This is a genomic window from Macrococcus lamae (assembly GCF_004359545.1).
In the GTDB taxonomy this organism is placed as follows: Bacteria; Bacillota; Bacilli; order Staphylococcales; family Staphylococcaceae; genus Macrococcus; species Macrococcus lamae.
Genome location: NZ_SCWB01000015.1, coordinates 51884 through 77378, shown reverse-complemented (window position 1 = coordinate 77378; position 25495 = coordinate 51884). Strand labels below are relative to the sequence as shown.

Sequence of the window (25495 nt, the reverse complement as noted above, 5' to 3'; positions counted from 1 at the left end):
AAGACCTGATCAACTTTTCGAAGTAAATGATTCTGTGGCACAAGGTCTTCCAGACTATACATTTCAAGTTGATTTCGTTTTTGTTTTGTAAACTCATGATTAGACATCTTTATCAATACAATCACCTGCTGAATTTATTTCTTATATTTTAACAAAAAAAGACTGCAGACAACATCTCCTAAGGAGACTTTGTCTACAGTCTGAGGAGATCTCGTTTGAGATCTCCTTTTGCTATAAAGATTATTTAACTTCAATTGACGTAACATGGTTGATTCGCTGTTTGTAACCATCGCGATAGACAAACGCATCGACCATTCCGTCTTCGTAAAGACGTTTGCCTTCTTTTGAAAATTGGAAGTAGAGATCCGTTAAATCACTTAAGGCGATCTCTTCAGTCGAATCCTCATTTGATAAAGCGATCACAGAAGCGTTATCTCCTGGTTCTGCATTCACGATGAATGGCTCCATATTAATGACAAAAGTCCCTTCGAGTAAAGCCTGCTTCTTGAATTTCTTTTCAGAATTCAATGTCGGTGGTTTAGAAGCACCCTCAAGAATATCACGGTTCCATTCACGATTATCTTTGAACTTAATCGATTTCAAACCCGACTTCTGTCCCTGTTCCATTTCTTCAATAGTGACTTTTCTATCATCAAATATCCATGTAGATGGATCTAACGTGATAGGGAATTTAACATTTCCTTGAATTTGAATAATCATTTGATTCACTCCTTCATTGTCATTCTATCATACTGGAGGTACAATTATGCTTGATTTTTAGCGGTTGCTCATATAGAATTTTATATTATAGAATGATAAATGGGGGTGTATGTCTATGCAGGAAGTGAACTACAAACAACAGGCATATGACCAGCTGCATCAAGATGCAGATAAAATCCTGCAATTGATTAAAGTCCAAATGGATAATTTAACGATGCCCCAGTGTCCATTATATGAAGAAGTACTGGATACCCAGATGTTTGGCTTGAGTCGCGAAGTAGATTTTGCAGTCAAAGTGGGTCTTATTGATAGAGAAGTAGGAAAAGTGCTGTTATCAAGTCTGGAGAAAGAACTATCCAAGCTGCATGATGCTTTTACGAATGTATAGAAGTCTAGAGCCATAGCTTTAGACTATTTTTTATTAGAATTGAGTGGTTAAATTGATGCATCAGTTAAAAAGATTTATTGATTATATCAGAATATACTCGAAATATGTCGATTTCACGTTATTGATATCTTATGTCGTCTTATGTTTAATCGGCTTAGTGATGATTTATAGTGCAAGTATGGTGGCCGGTCCGAGAGGGATGCTGACAGGTGGAAATGGTGCCGTCAGTTCGACATACTTTTATGTCAGACAGTTGTTTGCTGTTATTTTAGGATTTGGCATCGTCTTTTTTATGGCATACTTTATGCACATCAATATTATTAAAAATAAACGGGTACAGCAGATCACAATTTTTATGATGCTGTTTGTACTGCTGCTGACTTTGATTGCTGGTAAGGAAGTCAATGGAGCAAAGAGCTGGCTTAATTTAGGTGTTATGAGTCTCCAGCCTTCAGAATTCCTAAAGATAGTGACGATTATTTACCTTGCATATATATATGATAAAAAGAAGAACTTGAGTAGAATGAGCGTGGATTTACTAGCTCCCTTAATTCTTATCGGATTATGTACCGGTCTTGTTCTGTTACAGCCTGACTTTGGTTCAATGCTGCTTATCATGATGATTATTGCCTGCATCTTTTTATATGCTGGTATTGCATTTAAACCTATGTTGATTATGGCCGGAATTGTCGGTAGCGCAGCTGGATTGATTATGCTGGGTACATATTTATTTACTGGGAATTTTCTACTTAAACACCAGTCACAGCGATTTGAAGCACTGCAGAATCCATTTAAAGATGAAAGTGGAATTGGTTATCAGTTGTCTAATTCACTGCTTGCTATCGGAAACGGAGGACTGTTTGGACGCGGTCTCGGTAATGGTATTATGAAACTTGGTTATCTGCCTGAGCCGCATACCGATTTTATCTTTGCAGTTATTTCAGAAGAACTCGGATTAGTGGGTGTACTCATTGTCATTTTTCTGTTATTCTTCATTGTTTATAAAGGATTTCTATACGCGGCACTTGCGAATTCATTATTTTATAAACTGATCTGTGTCGGTGTTGCAAGTTATATTGGTATACAAACATTCATCAATATGGCCGGTGTATCCGGACTTATTCCACTCACAGGAGTGCCACTTCCTTTTCTCAGTTACGGCGGTTCCAGTATGCTGAGTCTATCGATAGCTGTTGGTCTTCTGCTTATGGCATCAAAGCACGTCAAGCAGGAAGCAGAACAGGATTAAATTATTGATAACAAAAATACCCGTTGTCTCATTGAGGCAACGGGTATTTGATTATTAGTTTCTTAGTTTTGCTCTAGAAATTAGTAATATGAAGTAACATAAGAGTCCGAACAATAATGTAATAAATAGTGCATGCATTAATGCGATATTTAAGTTCAGCAATGTCATCACACTCAATGCACCAGTTGTCACTTGAAGACAAACAAGAATAAATGCTACAGTATAGCCGTACTTGATCACGCGATATTGCTGATAATTACGGACAGCGTGAATAAACAGATAGAGCAGCCAGAAAAACAGCATTCCAGCAAGTGTCCGGTGGCTCATCTGCACCCACTCATAGAAATTGACTGGAATGGCGAACGTACTTTTAGTACATAATGGCCAGCTAAGACAGGCAAGACTCGCTTGTGCATGTCTTACTAATGCGCCGCTATAAATAACGATATAGATGAAGCATGTAATAGCAATCGTATGATATCTCAAATGGTTTTTAATAATAATCTGCGTCGCTTCAAACTTCTGATCAACTTCGAATATGAGCAGAGTCAGCAAAAAGACTGAACTGAAACTGATCAATGAAATACCGAAGTGAAGTGCCAGTATGAAGTCATTCTGCTGCCACATGACAGCTGCCGCACCAATCAAAGCTTGAGCAAATATAAAAGCGAGACTCATGAAGCAGAGGAACTTTGTCTCTCTTTTATGACCGATATATTTAATACTTAAAACAACAAGCCATGTGACAGAAATTAATGCAAGCCCTGATACACCTCTATGAGCGAGTTCAATCAATGTCTCCTTAGGAATTTGAGTCGGTACAAACTGACCATGGCATAACGGCCAGGTTTTACCGCACCCATCAGCAGAGCCGGTTTTTGTGACAAGCGCCCCGCCTATTTGTACAAATAGCATCAGTATCGTAGTAAATACTGACAGCCATTTTAAATTCTTTTCTTTTAACACTAAATTCACCTCTATAATCATCACAATCATTGAAATTCAAGTTATAACTTATAAATACATATGGTAGAATAAAAGAGAATCAAGAAGAATAACCACATGTACACTTAAATAATAGTATAACAGTCATTATCATCTGTAAATGTGTCACATCAATGAACTTTAATTACAGTGATTTTATACGGAAATGTCATAAATTTATGCTAAATAGTATAGAAAATGTAAGGTTTTTGATTTATTATTGTTATTATATGCGTCAGTGGTACTAAAGGAGGGTGGAAATGCAAAATGAATCAATCATCAGAAACGTGAGAGTAGCTGATGAGAAGTTAACAATTAAAGACATTAAAGCTATTATTAAACTGGGACTCGTGCAAGGTAATCTGATTCCGACTTTCGCTGCTGCCTGGCTGGCTATCATCATGACTAATCAATCATTTCTAAATAGTGTTCCTGAACTGATCACAATGATTTTAGGGTCGATTTTGATTATGGGAGGGAGTTGTGCATTAAATAACTTTTATGACCAGGATATCGATGCTTTAATGCCGAGTAAAATGAACAGACCAAGTGTTACTGGAAAAATCGAAGGAACCAGTATTCTGAAACTAGCAATGCTTCTTATTATTTCTGGTGAAATCATGCTGTTCATGATCAATATCACAACAGGTATTATCGGATTTCTTGGTATTTTTGGGTATGTTGTCCTTTATTCAGTCTGGTCTAAACGTCATTTAGTGTCAAATACTGTAATAGGGAGCTTCCCAGGAGCTGTCCCGCCTTTAATCGGCTGGGCTTGTATCGATCCTAAGTTATCGAACATTGCGTGGATGCTGTTTATTATTATGTTTGCATGGCAACCTGCTCATTTCTATGCACTTGCTATTAAGCGTAAAGAAGAATATCGTCTAGCTGGCATACCGATGCTGCCGACGGTCAAAGGTTTTAATCGCACACGTTTAGGGATGTTATTCTGGATAGTGGTTTTATTACCGACTCCCTTTTTGATGACAGAGCTTGGAACTGTTTTTATAGTGCTTGCTTCTCTCCTTAATATTGGCTGGTTAGCCCTTGCTTTGACTGGGTTCTCAAAAGGGTTGAATGAAGAGAAATGGGCTATGAAAATGTTTATTTATTCTTTAAACTATTTAATGCTCTTTTTTGTTATGATAGTGTTAGTTACTTTAGTTCAAATGATTTAATTAAGAATGAGTGAAAGAGGGGTTTATTTTAATGAAAAACAATTTAAAGAACCTAAAATTGTTTAGCCTGTTTTTTGTGCTGGTAATGACGCTGGCTGGTTGTGGCAAACCATATTTATCGACACTTCGTCCAGCAGGTGAAGTTGCGAAGGAACAATTCAATCTGATGATGTTGTCTATCTACATCATGCTATTTGTAATTTTAGTAGTAGTAGTTATTTTCGTCATAGCTATTATGAAAAGCAGACGTAGTAAACTTGGGGAAAATTTCATGCCGAAACAAGTGCATGGCAACGCGAAACTTGAAGTGATCTGGACGCTCTTTCCTATCATCTTGTTAATTATTCTTGCGATTCCTACTGTTTTACTTACTTTTAAACTTGCTGATGTAAGAGCAATGGATAAAGTAGATTCAAAAGGTGAAAATAAGCAAATGATTGTTAATGTTACAGCTAATCAATATTGGTGGGAGTTCGAATATCCTAATCAAAAGATTGTAACTTCACAGGAACTTGTTGTACCAACTGATAAAAAAGTCTATTTCCGTCTGCATTCTTCAGATGTTAAACACTCGTTCTGGATTCCAGCTGTTGGCGGGAAATTAGATACTAACGTAGAAAATATCAATAAATTTTATTTGATCTTTGATGATAAAAAAGCAAAAGATGCAAAAAATGTATTTTACGGAAAATGTACTGAGTTATGTGGGCCTTCTCACGCATATATGGATTTCAAAGTAAAAGCTTTACCACAAAGCGAATTTGATAAATGGATCAGTGATATGCAGGCAGTTAAGAAACCTGTGGCATCAAGCAGTGATGCTAAAGATGGAGAGAAAGTCTTCCAGCAATCTTGTATCGGCTGTCATGCGGTAACACCGACAGGTAAAGGTGCTAAAGGACCTAACTTAACAAACTTCGGTGAAAGAACGAGAATCGCCGGTGTTCTTGATCACAATGAAGAAAACCTGAAAAAGTGGATTAAAGATCCTGACAGTGTTAAACCAGGCAACAAAATGGCTGGGCAGTATAAAGTTTCTGATAGCGATATCGATGCATTAGCGAAATACTTAATGGAACGTAAAGTCGGAAACTAAGTTTAAAGGGAGGTTACACAATTGTCTACACAGGCTAAAAAAGGATTTGGGTCAACAATAAAGGAATATCTTACAACTGTTGACCATAAAAAAATTGCGATATTGTATTTAATCATGGGTGGTCTGTTCTTCGCTATGGGTGGTCTGGAAGCGATGTTCATCCGGATTCAGCTTGCAGTACCTGAAAATGACTTCATGTCTGCTGGTCTATATAATCAGGTTCTTACGATGCACGGTACTACAATGATTTTCCTGGCAGCAATGCCTTTGTTGTTCGCATTTATGAATGCCGTTGTACCACTACAGATTGGTGCACGTGACGTAGCATTTCCGTTCTTAAATGCATTGGGATTCTGGCTGTTCTTCTTCGGAGGGATTTTTCTGAATCTATCATGGATTTTAGGAGGAGCTCCTGATGCCGGCTGGACATCTTACGCTTCATTATCTCTTGCATCAGCAGGCCATGGTATTGACTTCTATGCCTTAGGTCTACAGATTTCCGGTGCAGGTACATTGATCGCTGGTATCAACTTCCTTGTTACTATCGTCAATATGAGAGCACCAGGTATGACTTATATGCGTATGCCATTATTCACTTGGACAACATTCGTTGCCAGTGCACTGATTGTCTTCGCATTCCCTCCATTAACGATTGGATTATTCCTATTAATCTTTGACAGAATGTTCGGAACTGGATTCTTTATTGTTTCTCAAGGTGGTAATACGATTATTTGGGAACATTTATTCTGGATCTTTGGTCACCCGGAAGTTTACATTTTAATCTTGCCGGCATTCGGTATTTTCTCAGAGATTATTCCGACTTTCTCACGTAAAAGACTGTTCGGTTACTCTGCAATGGTATTTGCAACTGTATTAATCGGTTTCTTAGGGTTTATGGTATGGGCTCACCATATGTTTACTGTAGGTCTTGGACCAACTGCAAACGCAATATTTGCTGTAGCAACTATGGCTATTGCTGTACCGACTGGTGTTAAAGTATTCAACTGGTTATTAACTGTGTGGGGTGGTAGCGTTGAATTTACAACGCCTATGCTTTATGCACTTGCATTTATTCCTTCATTTGTAATGGGTGGGGTAACAGGTGTTATGCAGGCGTCTGCTCCAGCGGATTACCAGTTCCATGATTCTTACTTTATCGTAGCGCATTTCCATTATGTTATTGTTGGTGGGGTCGTATTTGCACTGCTGGCGGGTCTTCACTTCTACTGGCCATTAATGTTCGGTAAAATGCTGAGCGATAAATTAGGTAAAATTGCATTTGTATTATTCTTTACAGGTTTCCATTTAACATTCTTAGTGCAGCATTTCCTAGGACTTTGGGGTATGCCAAGACGTGTTTTCACATATTTGCCGGGTCAAGGATACGATTTATTTAACTTGATTTCTACAATTGGTGCTTTCACGATGGCGGCAGCTGTTATTCTTACAGTAATTAATGTGATTATGACATTTGCTAAAGCGCCAAGAGTTGGACGCGATGCATGGGGAGATGGACGCACACTTGAGTGGTCATTACCACAGCCAGTCCCATTCTATAACTTTGCACAAACTCCTTTAGTTCGCGGATTAGATGCATTTTGGCTTGAAAAAACTAAAGGCGATGGTAAAATTCTGCCAGCTGAATCTTTAGGTGAGATTCACATGCCTAACAATTCTTTTATTCCATTTATTCAATCATTAGGATTATTTGTAGCAGCTTTTGGTGCACTTTACTTTGCTGATGGTAAAGATTGGGCAATTGACGCAGTAAAAGATTTACCAGTTCAACCATGGGCACCTTTCGTCCTTGGTCTTGGTCTTGCGATAACAGCAGGCGGAATGATTGCTCGTTCTCTTAAAGATGATCATGGTTACCATATCTCTAAAGAAGAGTTAATTGAGTATGAAAGAGGTGTGAAATAATGGCTCATGTAGAAGAACAGATGACAGCTGAAAGATGGCCGAGCCATCCGGAAACTGCTTCGATGGAAGGTAAAAATAAGCTTACAGGTTTCTGGGTATTCCTAGGTGGAGAAACGGCTTTGTTTGCTTCATTGTTTGCCACTTATCTGGCATTAAAAGATCATGTTCCTAGTCAGGATCACTTATTAGCTAAAGAATTATTTCATTTGCCATTAGCGTTTGTAATGACAATGTTGCTATTAACTTCATCATTAACAAGTGTTTATGCAATTTATCATATGAAAAATTACAACTTCGGTAAAATGAAATTGTGGTTTATTATTACCATTCTCCTAGGACTTGGTTTCCTGGCTTTAGAAATTTATGAATTTGTTGAATATGTTCACCAAGGTCATACATTTAGATCAAGTTCATTTGGTAGCGCGTTTTACTTCTTAGTAGGTACTCACGGTGCCCACGTCTTAATTGGTCTAGTATGGATGACTTTACTAGTAGTCAGAAATAACGCTCGTGGACTTTCTGTATATAATGCTGCAAAGTTCAACACTGTTTCATTATACTGGCATTTCATTGATGTTGTTTGGGTATTCATCTTTACAGTAGTTTACTTGTTAGGGGTGTTAGGATAATGTCAAATTACGATAACAAACGAGTAATCAACGAGCAGCAAGTGACAGAACATGTCAAGGTAAGAGATGTTGACACTGTGGAATCACATCAAGACACAGTATCTCACTCTCATGCACCCGCTTTTAATCGTACAAGATTCGAGTACGAGAAACGCGTTAGAACAGAAGAAATGAGAATGCAGGTTACAACATTCGCAGTAATGATTTTTCTTACTTTCATTGCGTTTGCAATGGTAGCAGGAGGTCTGCATAGAGATTTTGTTATCCCTGTCATTTCTTTGTTAGCTTTAATCCAGGTCATCCTTCAATTCTTCTATTTCATGCATATGAAGCATAAAGGACATGATATCGCTAAAATATTTATGTTATTTGGATTCTTCCTGGCATTAACCTTTGTTGTAACTGCACTCTATTTAGTGTGGTTGGGTTCTCCACTTAAATAATAGTGAAACATCGCTGAACTTAACAGTCAGCGGTGTTTTTTAAATCGACATAGAATTTTCGTTATTATGAGATTATCTAACAAAGACAATCGTATATAATAAAGTAAGAATATTTTATGGAGTGATGAAGATGGGGCGTATAAGCTCAATTTCAGTTTTTGGCTTTCTGGCAAACTGGAGTCCTTATTTCCTGCTTGCTATTATTTTTATATCAGTTATTTATTTTCTGGGTGTTACTAAATGGAGATACAGTATTCCAGGTAACAGACCAGTTAAAAGATCGGAAGTCATCTTATTCATAGTTGCTATGTTATTAATCTACCTGCTTAAAGGCGGACCGATTGATCTGCTTAGTCATATTGTTTTCAGTTTCCATATGCTGCAGATGGCTTGTCTTTATTTGTTAGTCGTTCCAATGCTGTATTTTGCGATTCCAAGTTATTTTATTGACTATTTCATTACATTGCCGGTTATTAGATCAGTTTTTAGTTCGATTTCAAGACCTATTCTTGCACTTATTTTATTTAACGGGCTGTTTAGTATTTATCATTTGCCTGTTGTTCTTGATTTCTTAAAAACGAACGCTCTGCTGCATGCTGTTTTCACTGTTATTTTGTTTATCACTGCATTCGCTATGTGGTTTCCAGTATTTAATCGGACGCCGCTGCCAGTCAAGCAAATTTCCGGGCTGCAAAAAATGTTATATATCTTTATGATTGGGGTGCTTTTAACGCCGTCATGCGGCTTAATTATCTTTGCCCAGCATCCGATGTATCACACATATACTGACCCTGAAGCGTGGGTCAATGCGATGAGTCTTTGTGTACCATCAGGGACACTTAATAATGTCCTTGCATCGAGTGGTATTTCAGGACCGCAATACTTCACCAATATGTCCTCGCTTGAAGACCAGCAGACAGGTGGCGTTATTATGAAAGTACTTCAGGAAATTTTCTTTGCAATTATGCTATTCTATGTATTCTTTAATTGGAAGCAGAGTGAGGGAAATGATGAAGAAGCAACGACACTGAAAAGTCTGGAAAGACGCCAGCAGGAACAGGCTTATTTTAATCAATTCAGATAGGAGAACTTATGAACTTACCAATTTTACCGACAATCAGTACATCATTTATTGTGCTAAGTGCTATCTTTGTTGCTATCGGCTGGTATCAAATTGCTAAAGGTAATATTGATAGACACAAGAAGACTATGTTAATTGCAGGAGTCTGCGCACTGACGTTTTTCATTATTTATGCTACACGGACTGTGTTTATTGGAAATACATCTTTTGGAGGACCTGACAGTCTAAAAATCTACTATACGATTTTTCTTATCTTTCATATCAATCTGGCAACGATTGGTGGCATCATGGGAATCATCAATATATGGTCAGGACTTAAAGGTAAACTTAAGTTTCATAGAAAGATAGGACCAATTACATCAGTAATCTGGTTTTTTACGGCAATTACAGGTGTAGCAGTTTATTTGCTGCTATACGTCTTCTACCACGGTGGAGAAACAACTTCTGTCTTTAAAGCTATATTAGGACATTAAAAAGGCTTTGACTGATACTGAAAATGTATCGTCAAAGCTTTTTTAGATTTTAAAATTCGTTTTGATTGCTCCTGATTCAAATAATGTCAGTATGAGAATAAGTACAATAGGTCCTACAAAAAAGCCGATGAAACCTATTAATTTAAGACCGATATACATCGCTATCAATGTTGGCAGAGGACTAAGACCTACACCATTACCCATAATTTTCGGCTCAAGAACTTTTCTCTGAACAAGCAGAAATATCGATAGTAATAATAACTTCATTGCCATGAAATGATCACCTGTAATATAGGCGTAAATCGCCCATGGAATTGTGATCCCTGTAGCCCCGAGAATAGGAAGCAGATCAACTACACAGATGACTAGACTCATAATCATTGCATTTTCAGGTGTGATAAACAATAAGCCGATAAAAGTAAATACCCACGTGATGAACGACAGGATAAATGCAGCACGAATCATTCCGAAGATTGACCCCGATATTCGCTGCCAGACGAATAATGACTTCTGATAAGTACTGTCATACATATGATTTCTGATAAACTGTTTGATTTTTGGTATTTCCAGCATAAATAAGAATAACGCTACTAGAAAAACAAGACCTGAAATAAGTAGTTCTGGTAATGCCGCAATGAAAAGCGTAATATTTTCAACATTAAAATAATTGATGATGCTGTCTCGCATCGACAATAGAAATTTCTGAACTTCATCGTTAATTGTAGTGGTCACACTATCCGGCAATACTGTATTGATGCGCGCCTCAATTTTCGACCACGCATCGATCAGACCATTCATTTTGTCAGGAAGGTCAGCAGCAAACTGAATGATATTTTCGATTAGTTTTGTCAGAAAAAAGTAACCAAATAATAACAATAGACCTAAAATCAACGAATAAATTGCTGTGACACTCCATTTACGGCTGCCCATCTTACCTTCCAGCCGTTTAATCAGCGGTTCAATCATCAGAGCAAGCAGCAGCGCTATAATAAGCGGAATAGAGATCGGTAAAATAAAATAAACAAAAAGTATCACTAATACAGCGATAAGAGTGATGGTTAGTGTGCGTTTCGTAATCCATTTCTTAAACATAACAGCACCTCAAAAAGAATAATAAAAAAGACGTGGTATTCCACGTCTTAAGCAAGTAGTGAACGAAGGTCGTTACTTACGTTCATTACTGTACGTTTACAATGTTCTACCATTGCTTCAGGGAAGTATTCATCTTCTCCGTATTCAATACCTGTTGGATAGTAGTGTTTACCTAAGTACGGGTCCATCATCTGTAGTGTTGCATTTCTTGCGCCTACATCACCATCAACAGCATATCCTGGGATACGAAGGTAATAAACCCCTTCTTCGATCTGATACTTTAAATCATATGTGACACGTTCATAATCCCAATGACCGCCAAGGTTAAAACCATGTTTATTCATTACATGCTGAATCAACGTTTGTTCAGCAACTATATTTTCAATTCCTGAGTTTTCAAATACCATTGAATAGTCCTCCCTCGTTATGCTCACTTCTCATTTTATGACAAAATGCGTTAGCTTGCAATCAGATATTTTTTTCTGTGTAAATATTGTATAATATAATGATAAAAAGGCCAGGAGGCATATATGAAAAATATTTTGATTAAATTACTGGCCGTTTTATTAGCAGGAACATTTCTCTTCTATTTATTCTACTCTCCATCATTAAAATTTGATGTGCTTGAAAATCCTAAGAAAGAATCGAGACCGACAGAGCAGATTGAAGATGACATGTCACAACCGGCAAATCCTAAGCTGACTAAAGGAATAGGTACTTATATCGGCAGAGATATCGGAGCGTTTACTAAGAAATACGGATTTCCTAAACGCATTTATCCATCAAAATATACTTATGAAAATTATATTTATCAGTTTAAAAATCAATACTATATTCTTGGTGTCCAGCATAGAAAGATTGTCATGGTTTATGCCACCGGAAAATCGGCCGATACATTTCCATTTAAAGTGACAGCCGACGCAGCTCAAATATTTTCCGGGACGACGATCAACACAGAGCCTGTCGTCACTACTTCTAAAGGTAAATATCAGTTCGAACTCTCTGAAGTGGATATCAAGACACAGTTGCTGCTGCAGTATGGAACCACATATACGCAAGTATTTGTCGATAGACTATCAAATAAAGTAATGGCTGTTAAATATATGACTGGTCCTGTGCTTGTAGAGATGCAGCCTTATGCGATGAGCTACAATGGTGAAAACATTGAACGGACACCTGAGCAGCTGGATCATACGATTGACGAAGTATCCATTAATTCTAACAATGTGCTGACAATGTTTGAACTGACAAATATTATGCGTGAAATAAATGGCAGAAAACCACTTGCCACGAATGAACTTATCAATCATACAGCTCAGTTCCAAGTAGCAAAACTTAGCCGCGATAATAAAACAGTAGTGACGCAGGTTGAGAATGATATTGGCAGACAGCTGAAAGAAGAACATATCAAATACAAGGATTTTGCGCAGAACATCGCCTATAACTTTGAAGATGTTCCGAGCTTAATCAATAGCTGGTTGAATTCAGATCAGCACAGAGAGCAGCTCTTAAATAACAAGTTCAATGAGATGGGCGGTGGTATTTCCGGGGGGTACACGTCACTTGTCTTTATCGAACGTTCGGAAAATCAATAAGGAAGAAACTTCCTGTCGCGTAACCTATTAATTCATCATCACTATAAATATGACAAGTCGCTAAAAAGGTTGTAGTACCTTTCTTTATGATATCGGCACGAGCAGAAATAATTCTGCCTGTGCCTTTTTTAGTGAAATATGTATTCATTTCATGGGTTACAACGCGCTTGCCTTCAGGAATCACTTCATTGCACAGTGTTCCCATTAATGTATCAGCAATTAGCATTAATATTCCGCCATGCAGTATTCCGATACTGTTATTCATGAGCTGAGTACGATCGACTTTGAGAAAGCCGCTATTTTCTGAGAACGTCATGTCAAAAGGATAGATTTTTTTCATCCATGTATCAGTTGGTTGACCATCAAAATGGGACAACAGTGTCGACACAGCAGACAATTCTTCCTCGTTATTTCTAGCTATAATATCTCGTATGCGGGATTCAATTGATTGTTTTATATCGCTCATAGGATGCTCCTTAAGTTTGTGGTATAATTTTTGCTGTAACAAGAAGGGGTGTGACATATGGTATATGATGATGCTATCTTTGAACTGATGGATCATGCTGACGGCATTAACCACATGATTATCAACAGTGAAAGTTATGTTAATTATAAGAATAATATGCAACGAATGCAAAGCAATTCAGAAGTAGAAAAATTAAGAAAAGACTTTGTCAAGATGAAGGAACAGTATGATGAAGTCATGCGTTTCGGAAGATATCATCCAGATTATATGGAAGTCATGCTTAAGACGAGACGTGCCAAGAAAGATTATGAGATGCATCCGTTAGTAGCCGCAGCTAAGCAGTCGGAAACGGTGCTTCAGTCATTGCTGGATGAAGTGATTGTCATCGTATCTAATGCGATCTCAAGCGATATTAAAGTTGACAGAGGAAATCCATTCTTTACAGCAGACCATCAGTGCAGCGGTGGCTGTTCATGTTCGGCATAAGGAGCGGAATGTATGAAAGAGGAGAAGATTCAGGATAAACTGAGGAGAAAATGGCGAGAGCGTAATGCTTTCTTTAATCAGCCGAATCAAAAAGTTTATCGGCTGCAGGCTGTTCATTATTTGTTGATTCATCAATTTGAACAATGGCTCATCCATCACCATTCTTTTACAGCAATGTCTAAAATCATCTGTGTGGGCTGTCATCATGGGCGGCTGCTTAGCGAAATTGATCAGAACATGGTCATTAAAGGTTACTATGTTGACCAGTCACCTGCACTTATGCAGACAGCTATTCATCTCTATCCGCATTTTTCATACAAGTTCCTTCAACCTCAAGTAATTCCATATAAAAATAAAAAGTTTCATTATGCGATAGTAGCGGTTCCTTTTCACACTTTATTTCATCAGAGTGAAATAGTAGCTGAACTTAAGCGGGTGCTGAAGAAGAATGGAATGATTTATCTATACGACCGGAATAGACTTTCACCGGCTGAAGTCATAGAATCAAATGGGCTGTATATAGCAGGCAGGCATCATCTTAAGTTCATCACTATTTACGAGCTGAAAGCTCTAGAAGATAAAAAGTTTGTATAGATAAGTAATGTTGCTATTCTGTTATTATTAAATGCCAGGGACTCATATTAATTTCTATAAAAAAGGCACTTTAGGAAAACGAAACATAACGCTTCGGTTTCTTAAGGTGCACTTTTATTTCAATATTCATTTGCGATATTTGTCTCTGATCAGATGATAAGCAAGATCCGGTCTATCGGTGACGATTGTATGAGCGCCTTTAGCGAGTAATTCATCCATCTCATCTATAGTGTTAATAACCCAGTAACCTACAGCCAGGTTATACTTCTGTAAATAGTTGATAAAATGATCTTTATCAAGACGAATGCCTTTATATACCGCTGGAATCTGAAAAGTATCAACCTTTGGCTGATAGACATGACCAAATCCAGTATTGAACAGTAAATAAGTTTTCGCTGCCTCCTTTCGGCTTGCACCAGTTGCAATGCGGTCTTCTCCGTAAATATTAAAACGCTTCACCTGTACATCATAAAAGCTTGTCACAAGCACATTATCGAATGCCTTTAATTGATGGATCAATCGATAGAGAAGAGAAGGAATAAGTTTTCCGGCTGATGTACCAGGAGCATCTTTTATATCAATATTGATTCTCATACCTGGAAATGTCTGGATCAGCTCCTGTAATGTGACGATTTTAGCATCTGGATGACCACGGAAGATATATTCTCCGTGAACGTCCTTAAAATGATAGCCGAAATCAAGTGCATGTAATTCCTCAAGTGTATGATTGATGACTTTCCCAGTGCCATTAGACACACGATCCACATACGCATCATGGAAGACCACAATTTCTTCGTCCTTAGTCAGGCGGATATCGATTTCAAATCCATCTACCTGGAACGCTTTTGCTTCCTTGAATGCTGCCATCGTATTTTCTGGAGCAAGATGCATGCCGCCGCGGTGTGCAAAGATATAAGGCGACCGGCTGTTGAAGTAAGGCTTGATTTTTCTTTTTTCAGGTTTGATCATTGCTTTAGTTGCAGCAATAGATCCTACGTATGCAGTTACTAAAGCTAATGCGGTGATTGTTCTCTTTTTATTCAAGTGAGTGCCTCCTTCGATATTTTTGCTACTTTATATTTTAACAGAGATAATGATACTATTAAAGAAACAGTGAGACGAGGTTATATGATGAATTTAATTGAGAGAACAAATTTAATCGTTTATTTAAAAAGTTCGAAACATGAACGTCAAATAAGAAAATTCGGTCATATTGTCTATTCAAACAAAAAAGACAAATGGCTATCCATATATATTGATCATGATAAGACTGAAGACATACTTGAACAACTGATAAAACTTAAATATGTGGTAGATGTTCAAGTATCACCTTATAATACATTAGAGCGGCAATATGAATCAGTGCATCGGGGGTAAAAGGCGCTGCAATCTCAGCACACCGGTCAAATAATTATAATAAAGATCTTCTTCATAAAAATGATGCTTCGCTTTGACTTCTAGTTCGTGAACAGTTAAAGATTGCCCGGCTGCCCATGATTTGATAAAATCAAAACGCTTGTTACTATGAGGATAAGGGTAGGGAATCGCTTCGAAAATAGAGTATATGCCCTGGAAGTTTCCTTGACGTGTAGGTTTCATAATAATCAGCACGCTCGACTTCGGTTCCTGCTCAAGCGTTGTATGGAGACAGACAATCTTATGGATTCTGTCATGATTATAGGCAATCAGTTCTTCGAGCTCAAAGAAATCACTGTACCCTTTTCCGAGTGTAATGAAAGATTGAGACATAGTGGGACTCCTTTATAATAGATTAAGTAGGTGGTAAGGTGCGAGTAATCGCTGGGAAATACAAGAAAAAACAACTTATTGCTGCGCGCGGTATGACATCAAGACCAACGACAGATAAGATAAAAGAAAACATCTTCAATATTTTAGGACCATTATCAGGTAATGGGCTTGACCTGTTCGCTGGAAGCGGTGGACTTGGAATAGAAGCTCTTAGTCGCGGTCTGGATTCAGTTATTTTCGTTGATGGCAGTATGGAAGCTGTGAAAGCCATCAAGCAAAATCTTGACCACATCACAGAACCGACAGAAATTTATCGGAATGATGCATTAAGAGCTCTGAAAGCATTGAGTAAACGTGACATACAGTTTAATATCATTTTTCTGGATCCCCCATACCGGAAAGGACTGATAAATCAGTCATTGAAGCGGATTGAAGAATTTAAGCTGCTGGCAGACGACGGTTTAATTATGTGTGAGTGTGATAAAGAGGAAACTATCGATAACCTGTCTTTTGATTTAATTAAGGAAGAGATTTACGGTTCCATTAAAATAACAATATTAAGAGGTAATTCAGATGACAATTAGAAAAGCAGTAGTACCAGGAAGTTTCGATCCTATTACACTTGGACATCTAGATATTATTACTCGCAGTGCCAAGCTGTTCGATGAAGTCCATGTCTCAGTCCTTCACAATACTAACAAAACGGGTCTTTTCACAGTTCAGGAAAGAGTCCAGATGATTGAAGAAGTGACGAAAGACCTGGATAATGTACATGTCGGCTACTTTGAAGGTCTGCTCATTGATTACTGTGAAAAAATTGGCGCAGAAACGATTGTCAGAGGACTTAGAGCTGTCAGTGACTTTGAATACGAGATGCAGCTGACCAGCATGAACAAAAAGCTGAATGATCATATTGAAACACTCTATATGATGACCAATAACAAATATTCATTCATCAGTTCAAGTATTGCTAAAGAAGTAGCTAAATTCGGCGGTAACGTAACGGATATTGTTCCGATACAAGTCGCTGAGGCACTTAAGAAAAAGTATCAGGGCTTATAGATGACAGGTGTATTGAATTCTGTCATATGACTGCCGCTCATTAAATTATGAAGACGCGTCGCTTTTATTTCAAGATAAAACTGCGATGCGTTCTTTTTATGAGTCTCTGTATAATAACAATCACGCGGCAGCTCTTTTAAATAGCGCCTACCTGCATCGTTCATAGCGAGAACTCTGACAGCGCTGATGACCGGGTAGCTTTCAGCCTGACAGATATTGAGCAGGACATAGCACATCAGCCGCTGAAGCCGTGTATAAGTATATCGCTTAGTTTTGACTAAAGACATAAATTCAGCGAATGTTTCTGTCTCTACAATTAATTTTTTCAGCCTGAATTCAAGTCCTTCAGTCATCATGTAGATACCCTTAAGTTCTTCCTCGCTCGTAGTGAGCAGTTTGTATTTTAAGATGTTAAAAAAATGTTCCCAATGAACCAGTGGCGCATTTCTTAAAATATTCGCAGTTGAATGGGGCACGACGCGCTGAATATCATCTTGACGTAAAGCGGCGTTCCGAATAGCAGTCGCACTCGATATATGCCCAGTGATTTCTGTATCGTGATAAGAGTTACTGATGCGCTTGACAGGAAATATTTGTAATTCTTGATAATTATTTTGTGCAGCTTTCACGTACTGCATCCCTAAAATATTATTGGGAGAAAAATAATCTTTTTGTCCTTCTCCCATCATCATGGCATAGCTTTTGCCAGAATCAACTGTATGAGGTTCATTTAACTGTGTGACCGCTTCTGTCAGTTTATCAATATCAGGATCTTCAGCACCGAATGATAGAGCAGTCGCTTGAAGCAGCTTCGCAACAGCAATTCCCCCTTCTGCAAAATCGTTGGCATAACTTAATGCATAGAACTGCGGCAGCTCAATGACAAGATCACATGACGCTAATGCCATTTCAGCTCGCATAAATTTGTTAATGAGTGCTGGTTCTCCACGCTGCATGAATTGCCCGCTCATAATGGCGATGACAACTTCTGCTCCAGTCATTTCGCGTGCGAGTGATGCCTGATAAGCATGCCCGTTATGAAACGGGTTATATTCGGAAATGATAGCGACCGACTTCATTGATATTCCCGCCTTTTAAGTTTATAATAATGATTGTATCAAATTTAGTGTTAAGAAAAAATCTTGACAAATAACTATATTTAAAGTTAAAATAAATTTTGTGTTTGTAAGAGGTGAAACCTATGAAATGGTCAATTACACAACTTCGGAAACACCAGGATGCGCCGCTTAGTTTTGAAACTGATCTGGAGTTCCCGCATCTCATTGAAAACCTTCAGTTGATTGATTTATCCACTATCCATGTAGAAGGGCAGTTAACTACAAGAACTAGAGAAGTCTATGCTGATCTAATCATCACTGGCAGCTATACTATGAGCTGTGCCCGTACACTGGAGCCGGTAGAAGTGCCGATTCATATTGAATCCCTTGAAATCTTCGACATGAATGAGTTTGATCTTGATGAGGAATTAAATCGACATGAAATTGTTAATGGATTGATTGATATTAAGCCAGTCGTTGAAGAACTCGTCGTATTAAATAAACCAGTCCGTGTCATTAAAGACGATGTTGAAATGTCGTTGACACAAGGCAATGGCTGGGAAGTTGTTGATGAGGATCAGTTAACTCAGGAAGATACACCTAAAGTTGATCCGAGATTTGCGAAACTGCAAGATTTACTTGATAGCAAGTCTTAACGAACAGTCTCAAGTAGAGGAGGAGAAAAAAATGGCAGTACCTAAAAGAAGAACGTCTAAAACAGCGAAAAGAAAACGTCGTACACACTTCAAAATTTCAGTGCCTGGCATGGTTGAATGTTCAAGCTGTGGTGAAATGAAATTATCTCACCGCGTTTGCCCATCATGTGGTGCATATAACGGTAAAGAAGTTGTAGCTAAATAATTAAAATCTTCTATTCTACACTGTGGAATAGAAGATTTTTTTATTTCTTTCCTGCCTGTCAGTTCTGTGGATACCAGACATAGACATTTTCGTTTAAATCGCGTTCCAGATTATATTCCAGCGGTACGAACCCTTGTTTTTCAAAAAAGGGGGCAGCCTGTAATCTTGGTGCTGTCTTAATCGGTAGTCCATATGATTTTGCGTAATCAATTAGCTGCTTGCCATACCCTTTCTTCTGATAGTTTTCTAGTACTTCTAATTTCCATAATACTAAGTAGTCTGTTGCATCATCAAAATAAGGATTACTTACTTCATCTTTCTTGAACAGGCACATGCGAGCAGCGAGATTGTCTCCGACATAAATACCATAGAACGGAGAGTTTATGTCGGAATCCATCATATTGCCTTCCAATTCATTGACCATCAATAATTCCTGATTACCGACTTCCCTGAATTTCTTGAAGTCCTCTGCTGTCTTGTAATTGATTTCTAACTTTTTAACTTCTGTCATAATAAATCACTCCTTGGTCATATTATACCTATGGAAAATCAATGATAACAAGCCGGAACATTGTATTATTGCTTTAAAGTTATTATACTATTAAAAGAATAACGTGAAGGAGTATCAGCAATGGAGATACTAACGGTCAAAGACCAGGAGAAATGTTACGGCGAGGAATTTCCTCAACAAGTGTTTAAAGAACGATCAGCACTGGATCCTCATCATCATACGCAGCAGCTTGCGGACATTATAACCAGCTACATGGAACCGCTCGGTATGACTGAGAATCAGCGGAATAATCTATCAGCACTGTCACAGGGGGCACCTGTAATCATCGGAGGACAGCAGGCAGGTTTATTTATCAGTCCTCTCTACACTATACATAAAATCATTTCAATTATCGTTCTGGCGAAAGAGCAGTCTGAACAACTAAACCGTCCGATTGTTCCAGTATTCTGGATTGCAGGAGAAGATCATGATTTTAGTGAAGTAAACCATGCTTATATATATGATAAGAGCAGTGTAGCGCTCAAGAAGATTAAAGTAGCGACAAAACGTCAAGTTGAAACCTCTATGTCTGACTTCATTGTGACTGATGAAGAAAAGAAAGATACAATCAATGACTTTATTTCAGCTCTGGAAGAAACTGAACAGACTAAGCATATTTATCAGTTATTATCATCTCTCCCGAATAGATGGACCGATCAGTTCAAACAATTAGTTCATGAACTATTCAAAAATTCAGGACTGCTGCTGATTGACAGCAACGATCAGTCGTTCCGTCGTCTGGAGAAGGAAACGTTTAAATACTTGCTGAAGTATCATGAAGCAATTCATAATTCATTTGTCACAGGTCAGGAAAAATCAGTACAAGCGGGCCAGGAAAAGATGATAGAAACGGGTACAAACGTTCATTTATTCATGAAGTATGAGAATCAAAGGCAGCTGCTGAACTTCGAAGAAGGAAAGTATAAATTGAATAAATCTGAAGACACCTTTACTCGTGAAGAACTACTGAGGTTAATTGACAGCGAACCTGAACTCTTCTCAAACAACGTAGTGACCCGTCCTGTTATGCAGGAACTGATGTTCAACACACTTGCTTTTGTGGGAGGACCTTCTGAAATCAAGTACTGGAGTGAACTTGCTGATATATTTTCATATATTGGGCGACCTATGCCGATTCTTGTACCAAGAATGCGGATGACTTATGTTAACCAGCGTATTCAAAAGCTCCTTGAGCAGTATGACCTGGAAATACAAGAAATACTAATGATCGGGATGAAAACATTGCAGCAGCAGTTTTTAACACAGGAAGAAAATAAACAGCTGCTGGATGCGGTCCGACAGCTCGAACATGAACTTGCGGGGCGCTTTAATGAACTGCAGCAGCATGCGGAATCGCCGCAGGTTAAACAGCTTCTTGACAGCAATTTAAAACATCATTATCAGCAGCTTGATTATTTCAAAACTGCCTATCATCGTGAACTCAGAATCAAAAATGAAGTGATCCTCCGCCACTTTAAGGAGATTGAACTGACTGTCAATCCACGCAGTGGCCTTCAGGAGAGAACGTGGCACCCAATGCAATTAATCAACGAAACGGATTTCTGCATATTTAATAAATTAAGTGATCAATTAGTGTATACTAATGATCAGGTTGTCATTAAGTTATAAAGTATGCTATCACTGTATTTTCACCCCATTTCGTCAAATGTCGAAATGGGGCTTTTTTGTATTTTATATTAAATAAATAATATATTGTGAAAATTTTAATTTTCGGTGGTACAAAGTGGGGGGATGTGGTAAATTATATTTAAGGCAGGGTGATGACTATGTTCATAGGTGAATATCAGCATCAGTTGGATACTAAGGGACGAATAATTATCCCGTCGAAGTTCCGTGGTGAATTATCAGAACATTTCGTAATTACTCGCGGCCTTGATAAATGTCTTTTTGGATACACACTTAATGAATGGCAGAAGATTGAAGAGAAACTTAAAACGCTCCCGATTACTAAAAAAGATGCACGTAAGTTCATGAGAATGTTTTTTTCCGGAGCGGTTGAAGTCGATTTAGACAAGCAGGGACGAATCAACATTCCATCTCATCTACGTGAGTATGCAGAGTTATCAAAGGAATGTGTAGTGATTGGTGTGTCGTCACGTATTGAAATATGGGATAGAACACACTGGCAGACATTCTATGAAGAAACTGAAGAGCATTATGAAGAAATTGCAGAAGAATTGATTGATCTGGATTTTTAGGAGGGAAATTATGTTCCATCACATCACCGTATTATTGCGAGAGACAGTCGATATGCTTGATATTAAAGAAAATGGTATTTATGTCGATTGTACATTAGGTGGTGCGGGACATAGCCTTTATCTCGTCAAACAGTTGTCTGACGCAGGACGTCTGATTGCTATTGACCAAGACGATGAGGCACTCAAAAATGCTGCTGAAGTATTAAAGGACCATATGCATAAAGTAACGCTCGTAAAGAACAACTTCAGAAATTTGCGGGAAGTTCTTGACTCACTCAATATTGATAAAGTAGACGGTATTCTGTATGACTTAGGTGTATCAAGTCCACAGCTTGATGATGCAGAACGAGGTTTCAGCTATCATCAAGAAGCAAGACTTGATATGAGAATGGATCAGCAGCAGAAACTTTCAGCCTACGAAGTGGTCAATGAGTGGTCTTATGAAAAACTGGTCAGCATCTTTTACCGTTACGGAGAAGAAAAATTTTCCAAGCAAATTGCAAGAAACATTGAAAAATCAAGAGAACAACAATCCATTGAAACAACTACTGAACTTGTTGATATTATTAAGGATAGTATCCCTGCACCAGCTAGGCGTAAGGGTGGACATCCGGCTAAAAGAGTTTTTCAAGCGATACGAATAGCGGTTAACGATGAGCTTGGCGCCTTTGAAGCATCTATTGAGCAAGCTATTCAATCAGTGAGAAAAGGGGGCAGAATTTCAGTCATAACCTTTCACTCACTCGAAGATCGAATTTGTAAACAGATTTTCCTTGAATATGAAAAAGGGCCGGAAGTACCAAGAGGTCTGCCTGTTATCCCTGATGAATATCAACCTAAACTTAAACGAGTGAATCGTAAAGCCGTCGAATCAACAGCTGAAGAACTGGCAGAGAATAATCGGGCAAGAAGTGCAAAGCTTCGTGTCGCAGAAGTATTAAAATAAGGGGGGGACAACATGGCGGCAGAATACATAGGCAATCATACGTATGATACAGCTTACGAAACATATGATACCAGCAGCACTAAAGTAACGACGAAAACCCATGTTGTATCGTTGTCCAAAGTAGAAAAAATGGTATATCTGACCCTCGTAGCATTAATTGCATTGGTCAGTGTTTATATGCTATCTTTAAAATACGGTGCGTATGATATGAATGTTAAGATTGCAGAAACAGATAGTAAGATAATTCATCAGCAAAGCATTAACGGAGAATTGAATTCTGAATCAATGAAGCAATCATCTTATGAGCGTATCTATAGTAAAGCGAAAGCTTATGGGCTGAGCTTGAACAATGATAACGTAAAGGTAGTGCAAAAAGATGGCAGCAATTAAAATTAAAAAAAACAAAATAGGAGCAGTCCTCTTAGTATTGTTATTCGGACTGCTCTTTTTTCTATTGATTTTTAGATATTCATATGTGATGATTTCTGGTCATTCATCTGGACAGAATTTATCCATTAAAGCCAGTGAAAAATATGCGAGGAATATTATCAATCAGCCAAAGAGGGGCGTTATATTAGACCGTAACGGTGAAGTGCTTGCCCAGGATATCAGTTCCTTTAAGCTGGTTGCAGTGCTTGACAAGCGTATGGTAAATGTAGATGAGTCTCCGGCACACGTCGTGGATAAAAAGAAAACGGCTACTAAACTCAGTCACATCATTGATATGCCGAAAAAAGAAATTTACGGGCGACTGATGACTAAAAAAGCATTTCAAGTTGAGTTCGGTAAAGCGGGCAAAGATCTGACTTATGAGCAGAAAAAGAAAATAGAAGCACTCAAGCTTCCGGGACTTACGTTCTTTTCCGAAAAGAAACGTTTTTATCCTAACGGCAACTTTGCTTCACATTTAATCGGTTACGCTGAAAAGAATCCGGAAACAAATAAAATTGAGGGAATGCTCGGTGTTGAAAAGGTTTTTGACTCATATCTTTCCGGTAAAGCCGGAAAAACTTCATATAAGCAGGACATCTGGCAGTACGTACTTCCTAATTCAGGTGATGTGACTCCCGCAAAAGATGGAGATGACATTCAACTGACTATAGATAAGAACATCCAGATATTTGTTGAAGATGCTCTTGATACAATGGTCAAAAGATATGAGCCAAAGGATCTGTTCGCGGTAGTCGCGGATGCGGATACAGGAGAAATACTTGGGTACAGTCAGCGTCCGACATTCAATCCTGAAACAAGGGAGAACTTTGGTTCAAAGTGGCAGAACGATTTGTTCCAGAACACTTATGAACCAGGGTCTACTTTTAAAACTTTCGGACTTGCAGCAGCTATACAGGAAGGTCAGTATAATCCAAACGAAAAATATAAATCCGGTAATAGAAAAATTCAGGGTCAGACCATCTATGACTGGAACAAAACCGGCTGGGGAAACATTACAGAAAACAAAGGATTTCAGTTGTCATCAAACGTGTTAATGATGAATCTGCAGGATAAAGTAGGTATCAATAAAACAAAATCATATTATGAGAAGTTTGGTTTTGGAAAAACAACGAATTCGCTCTTTGACGGTGAAGCAACCGGTCATATTTCATGGGCAGATCCTCTGAGCCGGAAAGTGTCTGCGTTCGGTCAGTCTACAACAGTCACACCCGCACAGATGCTGCAGGCTGAAAGTGCGATTGTCAACGAAGGAAATATGTTAAAGCCCTTCTATGTAAAATCAATCACCGATCAAAGTAACAATGTGCTCTTCCAAGGTAAAAAAACTGTAGTCGGGCAGCCTATTACTAAAAAGACTGCTAAACAGACGATGAAAGCACTGAAAAGTGTCGTCTATGGTTCAGAGAGTCATGCATTCAATTATCGAATTGATGATTATCAGATTGCCGGAAAAACCGGCACCGCTCAAGTGCCCGATACGGAGAATGGCGGCTATGTTCAAGGAGATAATCCTTATTTAGTTAGTTTTATGGGCTATGCACCGGCTGATAAACCTAAAGTCATTATATATATGGGGATGTCACTTGCTCAGAAGAATGCAGCAGAAGCTTATAATCTCGGCGTGTCTAAAGGTTATAAGCCGCTGATGGAGAATACACTGAAGCACTTAGATGTTGAAAATGTTAAGGAAAAAGATCAGCCAATGTCCACTAAAGTCCCTAAAACTATAGGTCAATTAGTGGATAAAGCTCAGGCAGAACTTGAAAGTAAATCAGTGGCTCCAGTCATTATCGGTTCAGGTACTAAAGTCGCAAATACTCTTCCGGCAGCAGGTCAATCATTACTTATGGGAGACAAAGTGTTCATTGTTACAGATGGAGATTTGACTATGCCTGATATTTCGGGATGGTCGAAACGTGAACTGCTGCAATTTGAGCAGCTAACGGGCATAAATGTGAAGTTTGATGGTTCAGGCTATGTAGTCAAACAATCAATCAAATCGGGTGAAGCCATTAAAAGCGGTGATGATGTAGTAGTCAGTATGGATTCACTTGATCCATTGAAGCAGTCTCCTGCCTATGATGATATTATTGATGCTAATCAGAAAGATGAAGAGAAAGCTTTAAAAAAACGGCTTGAAGAAGAAAAAGCTAAACAAAATTAAAAAGGAGAATGCGACAGCACTGTCGCTACAAAT

Annotated in this window: 31 protein-coding genes; 22 read left to right on the top strand and 9 right to left on the bottom strand. The window is 38.3% G+C overall.

What is annotated here, in order from left to right:
• Positions 1-240: 240 nt before the first annotated feature.
• Positions 241-717 carry a hypothetical protein gene (locus tag ERX29_RS09160; protein ID WP_133444388.1) on the bottom strand — a complete coding sequence of 159 codons (477 nt, stop codon included), beginning with the start codon at positions 715-717 and terminating at the stop codon, positions 241-243.
• 118 nt (positions 718-835) lie between these two features.
• Here ERX29_RS09160 and ERX29_RS09155 point away from each other — a divergent pair, with 118 nt between their 5' ends.
• Both ERX29_RS09155 and ERX29_RS09150 read left to right on the top strand, forming a co-directional pair.
• Positions 836-1108, top strand: coding sequence for an Fpa/YlaN family protein (locus ERX29_RS09155; RefSeq protein WP_133444385.1), 273 nt, complete (start codon positions 836-838; stop codon positions 1106-1108).
• Positions 1109-1163: 55 nt separating this feature from the next.
• Positions 1164-2357, top strand: coding sequence for an FtsW/RodA/SpoVE family cell cycle protein (locus tag ERX29_RS09150; protein ID WP_133444384.1), 1194 nt, complete (start codon positions 1164-1166; stop codon positions 2355-2357).
• Positions 2358-2411: 54 nt separating this feature from the next.
• Here the strand turns inward: ERX29_RS09150 and ERX29_RS09145 are convergent, their stop codons facing one another.
• Positions 2412-3323 carry a COX15/CtaA family protein gene (locus ERX29_RS09145; RefSeq protein ID WP_133444387.1) on the bottom strand — a complete coding sequence of 304 codons (912 nt, stop codon included), beginning with the start codon at positions 3321-3323 and terminating at the stop codon, positions 2412-2414.
• 278 nt (positions 3324-3601) lie between these two features.
• Between ERX29_RS09145 and cyoE the strand changes: the two genes are divergently transcribed.
• The 7 genes from cyoE (at position 3602) to ERX29_RS09110 (ending at position 10167) form a co-directional block, all read left to right on the top strand.
• Positions 3602-4522 (top strand): heme o synthase, encoded by a 921-nt coding sequence (gene cyoE, locus ERX29_RS09140; protein WP_133444383.1) that lies wholly within the window; start codon positions 3602-3604, stop codon positions 4520-4522.
• 31 nt (positions 4523-4553) lie between these two features.
• Complete coding sequence (gene coxB / locus ERX29_RS09135) at positions 4554-5618, top strand: cytochrome c oxidase subunit II (protein WP_133444382.1); 1065 nt, start codon at positions 4554-4556, stop codon at positions 5616-5618.
• A 21-nt stretch (positions 5619-5639) separates the two neighbouring features.
• On the top strand, positions 5640-7541 hold the full coding sequence (gene ctaD / locus ERX29_RS09130; protein ID WP_133444381.1) for a cytochrome c oxidase subunit I: 1902 nt from the start codon (positions 5640-5642) through the stop codon (positions 7539-7541).
• Positions 7541-8170, top strand: coding sequence for a cytochrome c oxidase subunit 3 (locus ERX29_RS09125; protein ID WP_133444380.1), 630 nt, complete (start codon positions 7541-7543; stop codon positions 8168-8170). Before ctaD ends, ERX29_RS09125 begins: the two co-directional genes overlap by 1 nt.
• Positions 8170-8613 (top strand): cytochrome C oxidase subunit IV family protein, encoded by a 444-nt coding sequence (locus tag ERX29_RS09120; RefSeq protein ID WP_133444379.1) that lies wholly within the window; start codon positions 8170-8172, stop codon positions 8611-8613. The genes ERX29_RS09125 and ERX29_RS09120 overlap by 1 nt, the downstream gene beginning before the upstream one ends.
• Positions 8614-8743: 130 nt before the next feature.
• Positions 8744-9697, top strand: coding sequence for a cytochrome c oxidase assembly factor CtaG (ctaG, locus tag ERX29_RS09115; RefSeq protein ID WP_133444378.1), 954 nt, complete (start codon positions 8744-8746; stop codon positions 9695-9697).
• An 8-nt stretch (positions 9698-9705) separates the two neighbouring features.
• On the top strand, positions 9706-10167 hold the full coding sequence (locus ERX29_RS09110; protein WP_133444377.1) for a DUF420 domain-containing protein: 462 nt from the start codon (positions 9706-9708) through the stop codon (positions 10165-10167).
• Positions 10168-10209: 42 nt separating this feature from the next.
• Here ERX29_RS09110 and ytvI read toward each other — a convergent pair whose 3' ends face one another.
• Positions 10210-11259, bottom strand: coding sequence for a sporulation integral membrane protein YtvI (gene ytvI / locus ERX29_RS09105; RefSeq protein ID WP_133444376.1), 1050 nt, complete (start codon positions 11257-11259; stop codon positions 10210-10212).
• Positions 11260-11306: 47 nt separating this feature from the next.
• Complete coding sequence (locus ERX29_RS09100; protein ID WP_133444375.1) at positions 11307-11666, bottom strand: YugN family protein; 360 nt, start codon at positions 11664-11666, stop codon at positions 11307-11309.
• 123 nt (positions 11667-11789) lie between these two features.
• On the opposite strand from ERX29_RS09100, the gene ERX29_RS09095 reads away from it, so the two are divergent.
• Positions 11790-12854 (top strand): CAP-associated domain-containing protein, encoded by a 1065-nt coding sequence (locus ERX29_RS09095; protein WP_133444374.1) that lies wholly within the window; start codon positions 11790-11792, stop codon positions 12852-12854.
• Here ERX29_RS09095 and ERX29_RS09090 read toward each other — a convergent pair.
• Entirely contained in the window at positions 12829-13320 is a 492-nt protein-coding gene (locus tag ERX29_RS09090) for a PaaI family thioesterase (protein ID WP_165981123.1), read from the bottom strand. The genes ERX29_RS09095 and ERX29_RS09090 overlap by 26 nt on opposite strands.
• A 57-nt stretch (positions 13321-13377) precedes the next feature.
• On the opposite strand from ERX29_RS09090, the gene ERX29_RS09085 reads away from it, so the two are divergent.
• Together ERX29_RS09085 and ERX29_RS09080 are read left to right on the top strand one after the other, a co-directional pair.
• Positions 13378-13806 carry a YlbF/YmcA family competence regulator gene (locus ERX29_RS09085; protein WP_133444372.1) on the top strand — a complete coding sequence of 143 codons (429 nt, stop codon included), beginning with the start codon at positions 13378-13380 and terminating at the stop codon, positions 13804-13806.
• 12 nt (positions 13807-13818) lie between these two features.
• The gene (locus tag ERX29_RS09080) at positions 13819-14400 is read left to right on the top strand and encodes a class I SAM-dependent methyltransferase (RefSeq protein ID WP_133444371.1); all 582 of its coding nucleotides are present in this window, start codon (positions 13819-13821) and stop codon (positions 14398-14400) included.
• A gap of 126 nt (positions 14401-14526) precedes the next feature.
• On the opposite strand, the gene ERX29_RS09075 is transcribed toward ERX29_RS09080, so the two are convergent.
• Positions 14527-15444: a glycerophosphodiester phosphodiesterase family protein gene (locus tag ERX29_RS09075; protein WP_133444370.1), complete on the bottom strand. Its 918-nt coding sequence runs from the start codon at positions 15442-15444 to the stop codon at positions 14527-14529.
• A gap of 87 nt (positions 15445-15531) precedes the next feature.
• On the opposite strand from ERX29_RS09075, the gene ERX29_RS09070 reads away from it, so the two are divergent.
• Positions 15532-15777: a DUF2129 domain-containing protein gene (locus ERX29_RS09070; RefSeq protein WP_133444369.1), complete on the top strand. Its 246-nt coding sequence runs from the start codon at positions 15532-15534 to the stop codon at positions 15775-15777.
• Here ERX29_RS09070 and ERX29_RS09065 read toward each other — a convergent pair.
• Positions 15760-16149, bottom strand: coding sequence for a DUF7147 family protein (locus tag ERX29_RS09065; RefSeq protein ID WP_133444368.1), 390 nt, complete (start codon positions 16147-16149; stop codon positions 15760-15762). The genes ERX29_RS09070 and ERX29_RS09065 overlap by 18 nt on opposite strands.
• A gap of 38 nt (positions 16150-16187) precedes the next feature.
• On the opposite strand from ERX29_RS09065, the gene rsmD reads away from it, so the two are divergent.
• Both rsmD and coaD read left to right on the top strand, forming a co-directional pair.
• Entirely contained in the window at positions 16188-16733 is a 546-nt protein-coding gene (rsmD, locus tag ERX29_RS09060; protein WP_133444367.1) for a 16S rRNA (guanine(966)-N(2))-methyltransferase RsmD, read from the top strand.
• The gene (gene coaD / locus ERX29_RS09055; protein ID WP_133444366.1) at positions 16723-17211 is read left to right on the top strand and encodes a pantetheine-phosphate adenylyltransferase; all 489 of its coding nucleotides are present in this window, start codon (positions 16723-16725) and stop codon (positions 17209-17211) included. Before rsmD ends, coaD begins: the two co-directional genes overlap by 11 nt.
• On the opposite strand, the gene ERX29_RS09050 is transcribed toward coaD, so the two are convergent.
• Positions 17199-18290, bottom strand: a complete 1092-nt coding sequence (locus ERX29_RS09050) for a nucleotidyltransferase (protein ID WP_133444365.1) — start codon at positions 18288-18290, stop codon at positions 17199-17201. The two genes, coaD and ERX29_RS09050, sit on opposite strands and share 13 nt — an antisense overlap.
• Before the next feature lie 122 nt (positions 18291-18412).
• On the opposite strand from ERX29_RS09050, the gene ERX29_RS09045 reads away from it, so the two are divergent.
• Entirely contained in the window at positions 18413-18925 is a 513-nt protein-coding gene (locus ERX29_RS09045; RefSeq protein WP_133444364.1) for a YceD family protein, read from the top strand.
• A gap of 31 nt (positions 18926-18956) precedes the next feature.
• Positions 18957-19130, top strand: coding sequence for a 50S ribosomal protein L32 (rpmF, locus tag ERX29_RS09040; protein ID WP_133431044.1), 174 nt, complete (start codon positions 18957-18959; stop codon positions 19128-19130).
• Between the two features lie 58 nt (positions 19131-19188).
• On the opposite strand, the gene ERX29_RS09035 is transcribed toward rpmF, so the two are convergent.
• Positions 19189-19641 (bottom strand): N-acetyltransferase, encoded by a 453-nt coding sequence (locus ERX29_RS09035; RefSeq protein ID WP_133444363.1) that lies wholly within the window; start codon positions 19639-19641, stop codon positions 19189-19191.
• Positions 19642-19761: 120 nt separating this feature from the next.
• Between ERX29_RS09035 and bshC the strand changes: the two genes are divergently transcribed.
• From bshC to ERX29_RS09010, 5 genes are all read left to right on the top strand, one after another.
• On the top strand, positions 19762-21309 hold the full coding sequence (bshC, locus tag ERX29_RS09030; RefSeq protein WP_133444362.1) for a bacillithiol biosynthesis cysteine-adding enzyme BshC: 1548 nt from the start codon (positions 19762-19764) through the stop codon (positions 21307-21309).
• A gap of 158 nt (positions 21310-21467) precedes the next feature.
• Positions 21468-21899 (top strand): division/cell wall cluster transcriptional repressor MraZ, encoded by a 432-nt coding sequence (gene mraZ, locus ERX29_RS09025; protein WP_133444361.1) that lies wholly within the window; start codon positions 21468-21470, stop codon positions 21897-21899.
• Positions 21900-21909: 10 nt separating this feature from the next.
• Positions 21910-22845 (top strand): 16S rRNA (cytosine(1402)-N(4))-methyltransferase RsmH, encoded by a 936-nt coding sequence (rsmH, locus tag ERX29_RS09020; RefSeq protein WP_133444360.1) that lies wholly within the window; start codon positions 21910-21912, stop codon positions 22843-22845.
• A 12-nt stretch (positions 22846-22857) separates the two neighbouring features.
• Positions 22858-23235, top strand: a complete 378-nt coding sequence (gene ftsL / locus ERX29_RS09015; RefSeq protein WP_133444359.1) for a cell division protein FtsL — start codon at positions 22858-22860, stop codon at positions 23233-23235.
• On the top strand, positions 23222-25462 hold the full coding sequence (locus ERX29_RS09010) for a penicillin-binding protein (protein WP_133444358.1): 2241 nt from the start codon (positions 23222-23224) through the stop codon (positions 25460-25462). Before ftsL ends, ERX29_RS09010 begins: the two co-directional genes overlap by 14 nt.
• Positions 25463-25495 lie beyond the last annotated feature (33 nt).

Coding starts and splice junctions, on each gene's coding strand:
- ERX29_RS09065 (WP_133444368.1), bottom strand. CDS start 16,149: ATGTCTCAATCTTTCATTACACTCGGAAAAGGGTACAGTGATTTCTTT.
- ERX29_RS09120 (WP_133444379.1), top strand. CDS start 8,170: ATGTCAAATTACGATAACAAACGAGTAATCAACGAGCAGCAAGTGACA.
- ERX29_RS09125 (WP_133444380.1), top strand. CDS start 7,541: ATGGCTCATGTAGAAGAACAGATGACAGCTGAAAGATGGCCGAGCCAT.
- ERX29_RS09095 (WP_133444374.1), top strand. CDS start 11,790: ATGAAAAATATTTTGATTAAATTACTGGCCGTTTTATTAGCAGGAACA.
- mraZ (WP_133444361.1), top strand. CDS start 21,468: ATGTTCATAGGTGAATATCAGCATCAGTTGGATACTAAGGGACGAATA.
- coaD (WP_133444366.1), top strand. CDS start 16,723: ATGACAATTAGAAAAGCAGTAGTACCAGGAAGTTTCGATCCTATTACA.
- ERX29_RS09100 (WP_133444375.1), bottom strand. CDS start 11,666: ATGGTATTTGAAAACTCAGGAATTGAAAATATAGTTGCTGAACAAACG.
- rpmF (WP_133431044.1), top strand. CDS start 18,957: ATGGCAGTACCTAAAAGAAGAACGTCTAAAACAGCGAAAAGAAAACGT.
- ERX29_RS09085 (WP_133444372.1), top strand. CDS start 13,378: ATGGTATATGATGATGCTATCTTTGAACTGATGGATCATGCTGACGGC.
- cyoE (WP_133444383.1), top strand. CDS start 3,602: ATGCAAAATGAATCAATCATCAGAAACGTGAGAGTAGCTGATGAGAAG.
- ftsL (WP_133444359.1), top strand. CDS start 22,858: ATGGCGGCAGAATACATAGGCAATCATACGTATGATACAGCTTACGAA.
- ERX29_RS09035 (WP_133444363.1), bottom strand. CDS start 19,641: ATGACAGAAGTTAAAAAGTTAGAAATCAATTACAAGACAGCAGAGGAC.
- ctaG (WP_133444378.1), top strand. CDS start 8,744: ATGGGGCGTATAAGCTCAATTTCAGTTTTTGGCTTTCTGGCAAACTGG.
- ERX29_RS09010 (WP_133444358.1), top strand. CDS start 23,222: ATGGCAGCAATTAAAATTAAAAAAAACAAAATAGGAGCAGTCCTCTTA.
- bshC (WP_133444362.1), top strand. CDS start 19,762: ATGGAGATACTAACGGTCAAAGACCAGGAGAAATGTTACGGCGAGGAA.
- ERX29_RS09050 (WP_133444365.1), bottom strand. CDS start 18,290: ATGAAGTCGGTCGCTATCATTTCCGAATATAACCCGTTTCATAACGGG.
- ERX29_RS09155 (WP_133444385.1), top strand. CDS start 836: ATGCAGGAAGTGAACTACAAACAACAGGCATATGACCAGCTGCATCAA.
- ERX29_RS09110 (WP_133444377.1), top strand. CDS start 9,706: ATGAACTTACCAATTTTACCGACAATCAGTACATCATTTATTGTGCTA.
- ERX29_RS09045 (WP_133444364.1), top strand. CDS start 18,413: ATGAAATGGTCAATTACACAACTTCGGAAACACCAGGATGCGCCGCTT.
- ERX29_RS09150 (WP_133444384.1), top strand. CDS start 1,164: ATGCATCAGTTAAAAAGATTTATTGATTATATCAGAATATACTCGAAA.
- ERX29_RS09070 (WP_133444369.1), top strand. CDS start 15,532: ATGAATTTAATTGAGAGAACAAATTTAATCGTTTATTTAAAAAGTTCG.
- ERX29_RS09090 (WP_165981123.1), bottom strand. CDS start 13,320: ATGAGCGATATAAAACAATCAATTGAATCCCGCATACGAGATATTATA.
- ytvI (WP_133444376.1), bottom strand. CDS start 11,259: ATGTTTAAGAAATGGATTACGAAACGCACACTAACCATCACTCTTATC.
- ERX29_RS09080 (WP_133444371.1), top strand. CDS start 13,819: ATGAAAGAGGAGAAGATTCAGGATAAACTGAGGAGAAAATGGCGAGAG.
- coxB (WP_133444382.1), top strand. CDS start 4,554: ATGAAAAACAATTTAAAGAACCTAAAATTGTTTAGCCTGTTTTTTGTG.
- rsmH (WP_133444360.1), top strand. CDS start 21,910: ATGTTCCATCACATCACCGTATTATTGCGAGAGACAGTCGATATGCTT.